14 protein-coding genes are annotated in these 12,499 nt (G+C 32.7%); 12 read left to right on the forward strand and 2 right to left on the reverse strand.

Annotated features, from left to right (window positions below; translation table 11 throughout):
• The first annotated feature begins 6 nt into the window (after positions 1–6).
• Positions 7–933: a DUF6427 family protein gene (locus tag ABD011_RS02060; RefSeq protein ID WP_343795385.1), complete on the forward strand. Its 927-nt coding sequence runs from the start codon at positions 7–9 to the stop codon at positions 931–933.
• On the opposite strand, the gene upp is transcribed toward ABD011_RS02060, so the two are convergent.
• Positions 922–1,581 carry a uracil phosphoribosyltransferase gene (upp, locus tag ABD011_RS02065; protein ID WP_129759968.1) on the reverse strand — a complete coding sequence of 220 codons (660 nt, stop codon included), beginning with the start codon at positions 1,579–1,581 and terminating at the stop codon, positions 922–924. The two genes, ABD011_RS02060 and upp, sit on opposite strands and share 12 nt — an antisense overlap.
• Before the next feature lie 71 nt (positions 1,582–1,652).
• Here upp and ABD011_RS02070 point away from each other — a divergent pair, with 71 nt between their 5' ends.
• Together ABD011_RS02070 and ABD011_RS02075 are read left to right on the forward strand one after the other, a co-directional pair.
• Complete coding sequence (locus tag ABD011_RS02070) at positions 1,653–2,261, forward strand: DUF4254 domain-containing protein (RefSeq protein ID WP_131506351.1); 609 nt, start codon at positions 1,653–1,655, stop codon at positions 2,259–2,261.
• A gap of 25 nt (positions 2,262–2,286) precedes the next feature.
• Complete coding sequence (locus ABD011_RS02075) at positions 2,287–3,312, forward strand: glycosyltransferase family 9 protein (RefSeq protein ID WP_343795388.1); 1,026 nt, start codon at positions 2,287–2,289, stop codon at positions 3,310–3,312.
• 106 nt (positions 3,313–3,418) lie between these two features.
• Here ABD011_RS02075 and ABD011_RS02080 read toward each other — a convergent pair whose 3' ends face one another.
• Positions 3,419–4,474 carry a 2Fe-2S iron-sulfur cluster-binding protein gene (locus tag ABD011_RS02080; RefSeq protein ID WP_343795390.1) on the reverse strand — a complete coding sequence of 352 codons (1,056 nt, stop codon included), beginning with the start codon at positions 4,472–4,474 and terminating at the stop codon, positions 3,419–3,421.
• A gap of 102 nt (positions 4,475–4,576) precedes the next feature.
• On the opposite strand from ABD011_RS02080, the gene ABD011_RS02085 reads away from it, so the two are divergent.
• The 9 genes from ABD011_RS02085 (at position 4,577) to ABD011_RS02125 (ending at position 12,482) form a co-directional block, all read left to right on the forward strand.
• Positions 4,577–6,058: a DUF5687 family protein gene (locus ABD011_RS02085; protein WP_343795392.1), complete on the forward strand. Its 1,482-nt coding sequence runs from the start codon at positions 4,577–4,579 to the stop codon at positions 6,056–6,058.
• A 12-nt stretch (positions 6,059–6,070) separates the two neighbouring features.
• The gene (locus tag ABD011_RS02090; RefSeq protein WP_131506348.1) at positions 6,071–6,778 is read left to right on the forward strand and encodes an ABC transporter ATP-binding protein; all 708 of its coding nucleotides are present in this window, start codon (positions 6,071–6,073) and stop codon (positions 6,776–6,778) included.
• A gap of 105 nt (positions 6,779–6,883) precedes the next feature.
• Positions 6,884–9,427: a type IX secretion system periplasmic lipoprotein PorW/SprE gene (gene porW, locus ABD011_RS02095; protein ID WP_343795395.1), complete on the forward strand. Its 2,544-nt coding sequence runs from the start codon at positions 6,884–6,886 to the stop codon at positions 9,425–9,427.
• Between the two features lie 37 nt (positions 9,428–9,464).
• On the forward strand, positions 9,465–9,872 hold the full coding sequence (locus tag ABD011_RS02100) for a bactofilin family protein (RefSeq protein ID WP_410504191.1): 408 nt from the start codon (positions 9,465–9,467) through the stop codon (positions 9,870–9,872).
• Complete coding sequence (locus ABD011_RS02105; protein ID WP_343795399.1) at positions 9,817–10,089, forward strand: AtpZ/AtpI family protein; 273 nt, start codon at positions 9,817–9,819, stop codon at positions 10,087–10,089. Before ABD011_RS02100 ends, ABD011_RS02105 begins: the two co-directional genes overlap by 56 nt.
• Positions 10,073–10,474 (forward strand): hypothetical protein, encoded by a 402-nt coding sequence (locus ABD011_RS02110; protein WP_129759740.1) that lies wholly within the window; start codon positions 10,073–10,075, stop codon positions 10,472–10,474. The genes ABD011_RS02105 and ABD011_RS02110 overlap by 17 nt, the downstream gene beginning before the upstream one ends.
• A gap of 123 nt (positions 10,475–10,597) precedes the next feature.
• A complete protein-coding gene (atpB, locus tag ABD011_RS02115) occupies positions 10,598–11,680 on the forward strand; it encodes a F0F1 ATP synthase subunit A (protein ID WP_129759739.1) in 1,083 nt (360 codons plus the stop codon).
• A gap of 19 nt (positions 11,681–11,699) precedes the next feature.
• Entirely contained in the window at positions 11,700–11,906 is a 207-nt protein-coding gene (gene atpE, locus ABD011_RS02120; protein ID WP_007647348.1) for an ATP synthase F0 subunit C, read from the forward strand.
• 81 nt (positions 11,907–11,987) lie between these two features.
• Positions 11,988–12,482 (forward strand): F0F1 ATP synthase subunit B, encoded by a 495-nt coding sequence (locus ABD011_RS02125; protein WP_129759738.1) that lies wholly within the window; start codon positions 11,988–11,990, stop codon positions 12,480–12,482.
• The last annotated feature ends 17 nt before the right edge of the window (positions 12,483–12,499 follow it).

The following is a 12,499-nucleotide window of genomic DNA, read 5'->3' on the forward strand; positions in this document are numbered from 1 at the left end:
TTATAAATGATTTCAAGTTTTTTTAGCAAAGCAAAACCAATACATTTTGCTGTTATAAGTGTCATACTATTGCTGGCTTTTACCCTAGCAAAAGTTTTTATGGCTAATATTTCAGGAAATTTTGTTGCTATTTTAAAGCAATTGCTACTTTTTGGAGTTGTTTTGTTATCGGTTTTTGTGTTTGATTTTGTTACAAGCAAAAACAATCTTACTAAAAAAAACAGCTATCGGATTTTGTTCTTTACGTTGTTTATGATAATGGTTCCTCAAACATTTTTAAACTCTAGTATATTGATTGCTAATTTGTTTGTCTTACTTGCACTAAGAAGAATTATTAGCTTACGAAGTCAAAAAGAAATGAAAAAGAAACTTTTTGATGCTGCGTTCTGGATTAGTCTAGCAACGTTGCTCTTTTTTTGGTCGAGTTTGTTTTATGTGTTAATATTTGCAGCATTATTTCTTTTTAGAATTACCGATATTAAAAACTGGATTATTCCATTAATAGGAGTGCTAACAGTTGCAGTAATAGTTGCCAGTGTACTAATAGCAACAGGTTATGACATTTCCAACTATGTGACCTCTATAGATTACGATATAAGCTTAGACTTCACTAATTTAAATTCGGGTCAAATTATAATCGCTTCAACTATTATTCTGTCTTATTTTGTTTGGTCTTTGTTTTACTACGTTCGAAATATTAAAAACAAGGCAAAAAGTTTAAAACCATCATATTTTTTAATCTTAATAGCTACACTTCTTGCAGCTATTATCATTATCATTTCACCTATTAAAACAGGAGCAGAGTTTATTTTCCTTTTTGCTCCATTGTCTATTGTACTCACAAATTATATTGAAGTATCTTCTGAAAAATGGTTTAAAGAAGTATTAATTTGGATATTAATAATCACGCCTTTTATAAGTCTAGTGCTGTAGTTTTGCTCCAAAAGCTAAATCTCCTGCGTCTCCTAATCCAGGAATAATATAACCTTTTTCGTTTAGTTTCTTATCAATAGTAGCAATCCACAAATGCGTGTTAATATTAAAATGTTGTGAAACATAATCAACACCTTCTTGAGCGCCAATAACACTAACTAAATGCACATCTTTTGGAGTACCAAAAGGTTTCAAAGCTTCAAAAGTTGCAACCATAGATTGTCCTGTAGCAAGCATAGGATCTGCTAAAATAAGTGTTTTGCCTTCCAGGTCTGGACATGCTAAATACTCTACAATAATTTCAAAACTTTCAGGGTTGTCTTTATGATGCCTGTAAGCCGAAATAAATGCGTTTTCAGCTTTATCAAAATAGTTTAACAAACCATTATGCAATGGCACACCAGCTCTTAAAATAGAGCATAACACAATATCATCATTAATCAACATAGTTTCTGAAGTGCCCAATGGAGTAGTGATAGATTGTGTTTTAAAATTAAGAGACTTACTTAATTCGTAACCCAAAATTTCTCCTGTTCGTTCAATATTTCTTCTAAATCGCAATGGGTCTTTTTGAATGTTTTCATCTCGCATCTCAGAGATAAATGTGTTGAGTATTGAATTTTGAAGTGATAAATTATGGATGTGCATCTGCTTTGGTGTTTTTACAACTGTAAAGTTATTAAATAGGCTTATATTTGCAGTCATAAAAATACCATAATATGTTTTCAGATAAAGCCAACAGCATTTTTCAAGATGCTATAAACACTTACAAAATTAAAAATACCGTAGATCAACCATTTACTAACAAGTATGATAAAAACGAAGATGTCATTGCACATTTATTATACAGAAAATGTTGGATTGATACTGTACAATGGGCTTATGAAGACATTATTAGAGATCCAAATATCGATCCTGTTGATGCATTAGCTTTAAAACGTAAAATTGATGCCTCAAACCAAGATAGAACTGATACTGTTGAATATATTGACAGCTACTTTTTAGATAAATATAAAGATGTTACTCCAAAAGCAGACGCTACGATAAATACCGAAAGTCCTGCTTGGGGAATTGATAGATTGTCAATTTTAGCATTAAAAATTTATCACATGAATGTAGAGGCAACAAGAACTGACGCTAGTGATGCGCACAGAGCAGCTTGCCAAAAGAAGTTAGACGTACTTTTAGAGCAACGTGTAGATCTTTCTACCGCAATTGATACACTTTTAAAAGATATTGAAAACGGAGACAAGTACATGAAAGTGTATAAGCAAATGAAAATGTATAACGACGATGAGCTAAACCCAGTTCTTCGCGCTAGTAAATAAACAGCATTGCTAGTAAAGCAATCTAATGCAAGATGCGCCTAAACACATACTCGTTATTCGTCTTTCAGCAATGGGAGATGTTGCTATGACAGTAAATGTGTTACGTGCGTTTACACAGCAATATCCTGATGTAAAACTTACCGTATTAACACGCGCTTTTTTTAAACCTTTTTTTAGAGATTTAAAAAATGTTAGCGTGTTTTATGCTGACGTAAAACATAAACACAAAGGCATTTTAGGGCTCTATAAATTGTCTAAAGAGTTAAAAGCATTAAAAATAGATGCTGTTGCCGACTTGCATAATGTGTTGCGTTCTAGTGTTTTAAAAACGTTTCTCTTCGGAATAAAAACCGTACAAATAGATAAAGGTCGTGCTGAAAAGAAAGCCCTTGTTTCAGGGCAGGAATTTAAGCAACTTAAAACAACACATCAGCGATATGCCGACGTTTTTAAAACACTAGGATTTCCGATAGATTTATCAAATCCTAACTTTCCTGAAAAGAAGCCATTAAGTAAAAAAGTAATTGAAACTATTGGGAATGCGCAAAAAAAGCGCATTGGTATTGCGCCTTTTGCTGCACACGAAAGTAAGATGTATCCGCTTGATTTAATGCAAGAAGTGATAGAGCAACTTGCTGAAAAGTATACTGTTTTATTATTTGGTGGCGGAAAAAAAGAAATACAAACACTAACCTATTTTGAATCTCAAGAAAAAGGCATTATTAATCTAGCAGGAAAATTAACACTTGATGAAGAATTGGATGTTGTTTCAAATTTAGATGTTATGCTCTCTATGGATTCTGGTAACGCTCATATTGCTGCTATGCTAGGTGTAAAAACCATGACGATTTGGGGTGTTACACATCCGTATGCTGGTTTTACTCCTTTTAACCAACCAGAAGATTTTTGCTTATTAGCAGATAGAACACAATACCCAAAAATTCCAACGTCGGTTTACGGTAATAAATTCCCAGAAGACTATAAAAATGCCGCAGGAAGTATTCCTGTTAAAACAGTTGTAGAGAAAATACAGTCAGTTATTCCTGCTTAGGCAAGGAATCAAAAACTTTTCGACACAATTTTTTGCACCTCAAAATCACTCGAAGTAACTATGAGTTTTTTAGAAATTAAGAGATTCCTACTTTCGTAGGAATTTTTTAAATATCATCATAATCCACAACAATTGTTGGTGTTGTAGGATGCGCTTGACACGTTAAAATTAAACCTTCAGCAACTTCATTATCGGTTAAAATATTATTTTGGCGCATGGTAGCTTCGCCTTCTTTAATTCGCGCTAAACAACTGCTGCAAATTCCGCCTTGGCAAGAATATGGTGCGTCTAAATCTTCATCTAAAGCTGCTTCAAGAATAGATTGTTTTTGAGACATTTCAAAAGTTGCTTCTTCATCATCAACAATTACTGTGATTTTTGTTTGTCCTTCACCAATTGAACTATTATCAACTTCGGTAGGTTTTGCAGCTTTAAAAAGTTCAAATAAAATTCGGTCTTTTGCTATTCCGTTTTCGGTTAATACATCTTTAACGGTGTGAATCATAGCTTCTGGACCACATAAATACACAGCATCAACATCTATGTTTTTATGTTTGTTTTTCATAACATAATTCACTGTGCTTTTTTCTATTCTACCAAAAATAGCATCGTCCTCATCAGCTTGACTAAACACAAATTGGATAGAAAAACGCTCGCTGTATTTATGCTGTAGTTCTAAAAGTTCTTTTAGAAACATGGTTTCTTGTGTGGTTTTGTTTCCGTAAACCAAAATCACTTCACTATGAACTTCTTCTTCTAGTGCACATTTTATAATACTTAATATAGGAGTAATACCACTTCCAGCAGCAAACGCAGCAATGTTTTTGGTTTTTTTATCATTAGGAACAAATGTAAAATGTCCTTTTGGTGGTGCAACATCTATAGTATCTCCTGCTTTTAAAACATTATTTGCGTAGGCAGAAAATGTACCGTCTTTTACCTCTTTTACGGCAACTTTTATCTCACCACTTTTAGGCGACGAACACAAGGAGTAATCACGACGTACTTCGTTACCATTTAAGGTAGTTCTCAACGTAATGTACTGTCCTGCCGTAAACGAGAATTCGCTTTTTAATGTTTCAGGAATATGAAAACTAATAGTTACAGATTTATCAGTTTCTCTTTGTATATCTTTTATTGTGAGTTTATGAAATTGCGCCATATTCTATTTTTTACAAAAGTAAGAAAAGCTGTTAGGAATTAAGTTTTGATTGTAACAAAAAGTGTTTTAATATTACTAACAGTTTAAACCAATCTTTAAAAAATGAAATTAAAACACTTTTTAAATCTTGAGTGGAAACAATACTTTAGGTCATCGTATTGGCAAAAAAGTATGGCGTTAAATATTTTACTTGTGTTTTTTGCCTTGTACTTTGTAGTAATGTTTTTGATATTAGGAGTAGCAATTTATCCGATTTTAAAAGACCAATTTCCAGATCAAGACCCATTATTTATAGTTAATAGTTATATTTTTTATTGGATTATTGTTGATGTACTCATGAGGTTCTTTTTTCAGAAACTACCAGTAATGAGTGTTAAACCTTTATTGACATTGCCTGTTAAACGCAGTAAGGTGGTAAACTATGTGTTGGGGAAATCTGCTTTTTCTTTTTTCAACTTTTTACCAATGTTTGCCATTATTCCTTTTGGGATAATGCTGTTAATAAACGACTACCCAACAGTTTCAGTTATAGTGTGGGTGCTAACCATACTTTGTATAACGCTAATTATTAATTTTCTAAATTTTATTTTAGAAAGTTTTTCAGCTGAAACCGAATTGTCTTTTCTTCCGGTAATTGCAATTTCAGGAGGATTATTTGCTTTAAACTATTTCAACATTATTTCGTTTACCGATTTAGTAGCGCAAGCAGTAAATGGTGTTTACAACAATCCTGTTTTATTGCTAGTTCCGATATTGATTTTGATAGCATTGTATGTTGTAAACTTTAAAATGCTAAGAAAAAAACTGTTTTTAGATAGCTCATTAAAATCAAATGTTAAAGAAGTAAATTCTTCTAATTTGGAGTGGACCAGAAAGTTTGGTGACTCAGCACCTTTTATGCAGTTAGATTTACGTTTAATTTGGAGAAATAAGCGTCCGCGTTCTTCGGTATTTATTTTAATTATTGGATTGTTGTATGGGTTGTTTTTCTATCCAAATCCAACCTATAGCGAAATGCCTTGGATTTTTGGTTTTGTAGGCATTTTTGTAACGGGAATTTTCTTAATCAATTTTGGACAATTCGTTCCTGCTTGGGATAGTGGCTATTACAAAATGTTAATGAGTCAAAATATTCAATACAAACAATACCTTAAATCTAAGTTTAATTTAATGGCTTTTAGTGTGGTTGTTATGCTTGTATTGAGTATTCCTTATGTGTATTTTGGGTGGAATATTCTGTTAGCACATGTAGCTGCAGCAATATATAACATTGGTGTAAACACACACGTGATTTTATTAGGAGGTTCGTTTAACAGAAAGAAGATAGACCTCAATCAACGTGCTGCGTTTAATTATCAAGGAACAGGAGCTGTTCAGTGGTTAATTGGGCTTCCGCTTATGCTATTGCCATTAGTCATTTTTGGAATTTCTTACTGGTTGACCAACTTTGAAATAGCCTGTTTAATATTAGCACTTATAGGTGTTGTGGGAATTGTTTTCCATCAAAAATTAATGAAATTAATAGTCGATAAATATTTGGCTTCAAAATATAAAATGATTGACGCATTTAGTCAAGATTCTTAAAAACTAAAAACTATGATTGTAACTTCTAATCTTTCAAAATCTTACGGTAGCAAATCTGTTTTAAACATTGCTGATTTAAATATTCCAAAAGGTCAAAGTTTTGGTTTGGTTGGTAATAATGGTGCAGGTAAAACCACATATTTCAGTTTGCTATTAGATTTAATTCAACCTACTACAGGCTACATAAAAAACAATAATATAAAAGTAAATGAAAGCGAAGACTGGAAGCCTTTTACTTCGGCATTTATTGATGAAAGTTTTTTAATAGGCTACCTAACACCAGAAGAATACTTTTATTTTATTGGCGAACTTCGTGGTCAAAACAAAGCCGATGTTGATGCTTTGGTGGCACAATTTGAAGACTTCTTTCATGGTGAAATACTTAACCAAAAGAAATACTTAAGAGACCTTAGTAAAGGAAACCAAAAGAAAGCTGGTATTGTTGCTGCTTTAATAGGCAATCCAGAAGTTATTATCTTAGATGAACCTTTTGCAAACCTTGACCCAACAACACAAATAAGACTAAAAGCTATAGTTAAAAACCTAGCCGAAAAACAAGGTATTACGGTTTTAATCTCTAGTCATGATTTACTTCATGTTACCGATGTTTGCGAACGTATAGTTGTACTCGAAAAAGGAGAAGTAGTGAAAGACTTAGTTACTAGTGAAGCCACATTAAAAGAGCTGGAAGCACATTTCTCGGGTTCGGAAACCGTTTAAAAACCGTCCGTTTTTTCAATATAATTCAAAAAGATGCTTATTTTTACAGCAATACATAATATATGTAGCTGTTTTTAGTTATCTATAAACCAAATACAACCAACGTTGAACACATCTTTTAGAACTATATTGATCCTATGTTGTGCAGTATTACTTGTAACATCTTGTTCTCGTAAAAAAAATAAGTTTTTAAACAGAAACTTTCATGCACTAGGAACAAAGTACAATATTCTTTACAATGGTGACATCGCTCTAGAAAAAGGTAGAGAAAGTGTCGATAATGCTTTTACTGATAATTATTGGGAGCTCCTTCAGGTAGAACGTATGGAAGACCTTGAAGAAGTGGTGCTTCCTGGTCAATCTAAAAATCAGGATTTTGAACGTGCCGAAGAAAAAGCCATAAAGGCAATTCAAAAACACGGAATGAATATTCAAGGAAAAGAATACAATCCGCAAATTGATGAAGCATATTTATTGCTAGGAAAAGCAAGATATTTTGATCAGCGTTTTGTACCTGCATTAGAAGCCTTTAATTATATTCTCTACAAGTATCCTGCTAGTGATAAAATCAATACTGCAAAAATATGGCGCGAAAAGGCTAACATAAGGTTAGAAAACAATGAGCTAGCAATAAAAAACCTTAAACGCCTTTTAGAACAAGAAGAATTAGAAGACCAAGATTTAGCTGATGCTAATGCAATACTTGGGCAAGCTTACATAAACATTAAAGCTAAAGACAGTGCTTTAACAAGGTTGAATTTAGCAGCTGAAATAGCAAAAAAACACAACGAAAAAGCACGTTACAGTTACATTGTAGGGCAGTTATATAATGAATTTGGAAAAAAGGATAGTGCAAACTTAGCCTTTGACAAAATCATTGATATGCACAGGAAAATTCCAAGACCGTATTACATAAATGCGCATTTGGAAAAAATAAAGAATTTTGATGCTAACGAAGGAAATGTATTAGAGTTTGAAGAGTATTTGGTCGACTTAGAAGAAAACAGAGAAAACAGGCCTTTTTTAGATAAAATCTATTATTATATTGGTGAGTATTACAGAGGAAAAACTTCTGATAGTATTGCAGAATCCTACTATAATAAATCGCTTAGAACCAACAGTCAAGACAAGCAGCTAAAAGCATTTGATTATTCCATTTTAGGAGACATGAGTTTCGATAGAGCAGAGTATAGTATTGCAGGAGCATATTATGACAGCACCATGAATAATATGGTATTAAACTCTAAACCTTACAGAATTATTAAACGTAAGAGAGATAACCTTGAAGACGTTATTAATTACGAAGATATTGCGCAACGCAATGACAGTATTCTGGATTTAGTAAATATGTCTGACGAAGATAGACTAGTACTTTTTAAGGCATTTACTGATGACTTAAAAGCTAAAGCAGAGGAAGAAGCCGAAAGAAAAGAAATTGCTGAACGAAAATTATCTGCAGCAGCAGCTTCAAACGATCTTAATTCAAAATCATCAAACAGCAAGTTTGCAACAAATAAAAGTGGAGGAGAAACTTTTTACTTTTACAATTCCACAACTGTGGCTTATGGAAAAAGTGAGTTTGCAAAAACTTGGGGAGACCGAACACTTAAAGATAATTGGAGATTATCAGCAGGAATTGGCGCATCAACAACTTCGCAACAAAATATCGACATAACTCAAGGCGCTTCAGAAGAAGAAATTTACAATCCTGAGTTTTACATTGCTAAAATTCCAACCGATCAAAAAGTATTAGATAGTTTAGCTAAGGAACGCAATTTTGCATACTATCAATTAGGAATAATCTATAAAGAAAAGTTCAAGGAATATGTATTAGCAAAAGACAAGCTTCAACAATTGCTGAAAAACAATCCTGAAGAACGATTGATTTTACCTTCTAAGTATAATTTATATAAAATTTACGAAGAGCTAAATTTAAACGATGAAGCCGAAATAGCTAAAAACGATATTATTGCTAATTATCCTGACTCTAGATATGCTGAAATACTGCTGAATCCGCAGTCAGAATTTTCAAAAGACGAGAATAGTCCTGAAAGTTTATATGAGAGCCTTTATCAATTATTTACAGAACAAGAATATGCTGAGGTCATCAGTGGCTGTGAAGAGAATATAAAGCTTTTTGAAGGCGATATTATAGTGCCTAAGTTTGAATTACTTAAAGCATCTGCAAGAGGTAGGCTTTATGGATTTGAAGCTTATAAAGAAGGAGTAAATTATGTATCGCTTAATTATCCAAATTCCGAAGAAGGAAAACAAGCGCAAGAAATAATGACCAAAGTAATTCCTGTGCTGTCTAAAAAGGAGTTTGTAGATAATGCAACAGCTAAAAACTTTAATGTAATTTACAAGTTTAATGCCGATGAGGACATTAAGGAGTTTGTTGAAAAACTCAACAAGGCTGTGTCAAATATTAGTTATTTTGATTTAACCACATCAGTTGATGTTTATGATGAAAATACTAAATTTGTAGTAGTTCATGGTTTAAAAAGCGTTGAAGGAGCTTCAGGTTTTGCCGAAATACTTGAAGAAAACAAGCATAAAATTGTAAAAGAGCACTTTGCAATATCTTCGCCTAACTATGCCATAGTACAAATGCACAAAAACATAAATGAATACCTAGAATCTCAATAAAATTCAACCTATGTTTTCGGATCAAAAAAGAGGAAGGATGGCAACAGAAACAATTTCACAACAAAATAGCATTGCTAAAGGCACCACAATTACAGGTGATATTATTAGCGATGGTGACTTTAGGATTGAAGGTACTGTTCAGGGTAATATTAAAACACCTGGTAAAGTTGTAATAGGAAGAACAGGAGTTATCAATGGAACTCTAAAAAGTTCTAATGCAGATATTGAAGGGAAATTTTCAGGAAAGCTTATTCTTTCAGACACCTTATCATTAAAATCCTCTGCTTTTGTAGAAGGTGAAGTTGAGGTTGGTAAACTTGCTGTAGAACCTGGAGCTACTTTTAATGCTACATGTGCAATGAAAGGAGCAATTAAAGAATTAAGTAAAGGTGGCGAGTTACAACGACCAGCACAAGAAAAGCAAGGACAAGGGCAATCAGCTTAATGCTTATGCTAAACTTTCAGGTTTAGTTATTCAAATGGCTGCTATTATTGCAATAGGAACTTTTTGTGGTGTCAAACTCGACGAAAAATTCCCAAACGAACACAACCTTTATACAATTGTATTATCATTTGTATCTGTAATTGTATCAATTGTTTTTGTAATAAGACGTATTATTGCAATACTCAAAAGACAATTAAGTTATGAATTCAGCTTTTAAATCTAGGCAACTTTCTTTTTTAGTACAAAACATAATTTTTACGCTAGTACTTTTTGGGTTACATAGCTATCTATTATCATATTTTGCAACAGACATTTCTTTTTTCTTCCCTGTTTGGCAAATCTATGTATTTCATTTTGTTATCACTACGTTGCTTTATACAGTAATAAACTATAAATACTCTAGTGGAAAGACTGAGGTTTTTAATGTGTTTATGATGAGTACATTTTTAAAAATGATATTAGCCATTGTGTTTTTATTACCTCTTCTGCTTTCTGATAAAGAGAATAGACAACCCGATGTTTTCAATTTCTTTATTCCTTACTTTCTGTATTTATTTTTTGAAGTATTTTCACTTACAAAGTTTCTTCAGAAAACCCCTTAAAAATGAGTTGTTTCGCCGAAAAAATCTAGGGTTTAAATAATCCTTAAAATAGTGTTGGACAATTAATATAATGTACGTACATTTGCACGGAATTTAAAGCAAGGTATTTTTAAGTAATACACAATGACATTAAACACCTTTAAAAGCGCACTATTTTCTGTTCTGTTTTTAACCGTATCATTTTTTGGTTATGCTTCAGAAGATGCTCATTCTGAGAACAAAGAGGAATTCAATCCTAAAGAGATGATTTTGCATCACGTAAAAGACGCTTACGGTATGCACATCATAGATATCAATGGACACCCAATTTCTATCCCACTTCCTATTATACTTTATACTGATAGTGGATTAACAACATTTATGTCTTCAGAGTTTCACCACGATTATAATGGAGAAGTAGTTGTTGAAAAAGATGGGCAACGTTTTGTAAATGTTCATGAAAAAATTTACCGATTAAATGATGGTGAAACAACAGTAAAATACGATGCAGAACATCATCCTATTAATGCTGAACGTCCTTGGGATTTTTCAATAACAAGAAACGTTTTTATGATGTGGGTTTCAGTTATTGTATTGCTTTTCATTTTCCTTACTACTGCAAAACAGTACAAAAAATCAGGTAACTACGTGCCAAAAGGAATTGCAAGTTTCATGGAGCCTCTTATTGTATTTGTAAGAGACGAGATTGCAAAACCTATGATTGGTGAGCACAAGTACAAGCGTTTTATGCCATACTTGTTAACTGTATTTTTCTTTATATGGATTAACAACATTTTCGGTTTAATTCCAATTTTAAATGGTGCTAACCTTAGTGGTAACATTGCGTTTACGTTCTCTTTAGCATTTTGTACATTTTTAATAACAACATTTAGCGGAAACAAACATTACTGGAAACATATTTTCTGGATGCCTGGTGTACCAGTGCCAATGAAAATATTTTTAATGCCTATTGAAATTGTAGGTATGTTCGTAAAACCAATTTCATTAATGATTCGTTTGTTTGCAAACATTACTGCTGGTCACATTATTATACTAGCTTTAATGTCGTTAATATTCATTTTTGAAACCATTGCTGTTGCACCAGTATCTATAGCGTTCTCATTATTTATTGGGATTATAGAAATTGTAGTAACTGCAATACAAGCATATATTTTTACAGTATTATCAGCGCTATACTTTGGTATGGCAACAGAAGAAGCACATTAATTAATTTAAATTTTATATTATGACTATTACAGGAATCGCAGCAATTGGAGCTGGTTTAGCAGCAATTGGAGCTGGAATGGGAATTGGAAGAATCGGTGGATCAGCTATGGATGCTATGGCTCGTCAACCAGAAATCCAAGGAAAAATCCAAACTTCAGCACTAATCTTAGCAGCCTTCGTAGAAGCAGTAGCTTTATTTGGTGTTGTTGCAGCATTAATCGTTTAATGATTAACAAGAAACTACAAAAGTAGCGGTTGGCTGCTTTTGTAGTTTATTTTAAAATTTAAGTTATAAAGACATAAAACCATGGATTTAATAAAACCAGATTTTGGACTCGTATTTTGGTCGTTAATTACATTTGTAATTTTACTTTTTGTTTTAAGAAAATTTGCTTGGAAACCTATTCTTGGTGCAGTAGAAGATAGAGAAGAAGGTATCAAAAGCGCTTTAGCATCAGCTGAAAACGCTCGTAAGGAAATGGAAAACCTTAAAGCAGATAATGAGCGCATCTTACAAGAAGCTCGTAGCGAACGTGAAGCTTTGTTAAAAGAAGCACGTGAGATTAAAGCCAAAATTATTGCAGATGCTGAAGAAGATGCACAAGCTAAGGCTAGCAAAATGATTGAGCAAGCACAAGCTGCAATTGAAAGCGAAAAGAAAGCTGCAATGGCAGAGCTTAAAAACCATGTTGCAGGTTTATCATTAGAAATTGCAGAAAAAGTAGTTCGTGAAGAACTATCTAACAAAGACAAACAATTACAGTTAGTTGAGTCTATGTTAGGTGAAGCAACATTAAACTAAAACAAGTATTAACTAAA

Source organism: Gaetbulibacter jejuensis (genome assembly GCF_039524015.1).
In the GTDB taxonomy this organism is placed as follows: domain Bacteria; phylum Bacteroidota; class Bacteroidia; order Flavobacteriales; family Flavobacteriaceae; genus Gaetbulibacter_B; species Gaetbulibacter_B jejuensis.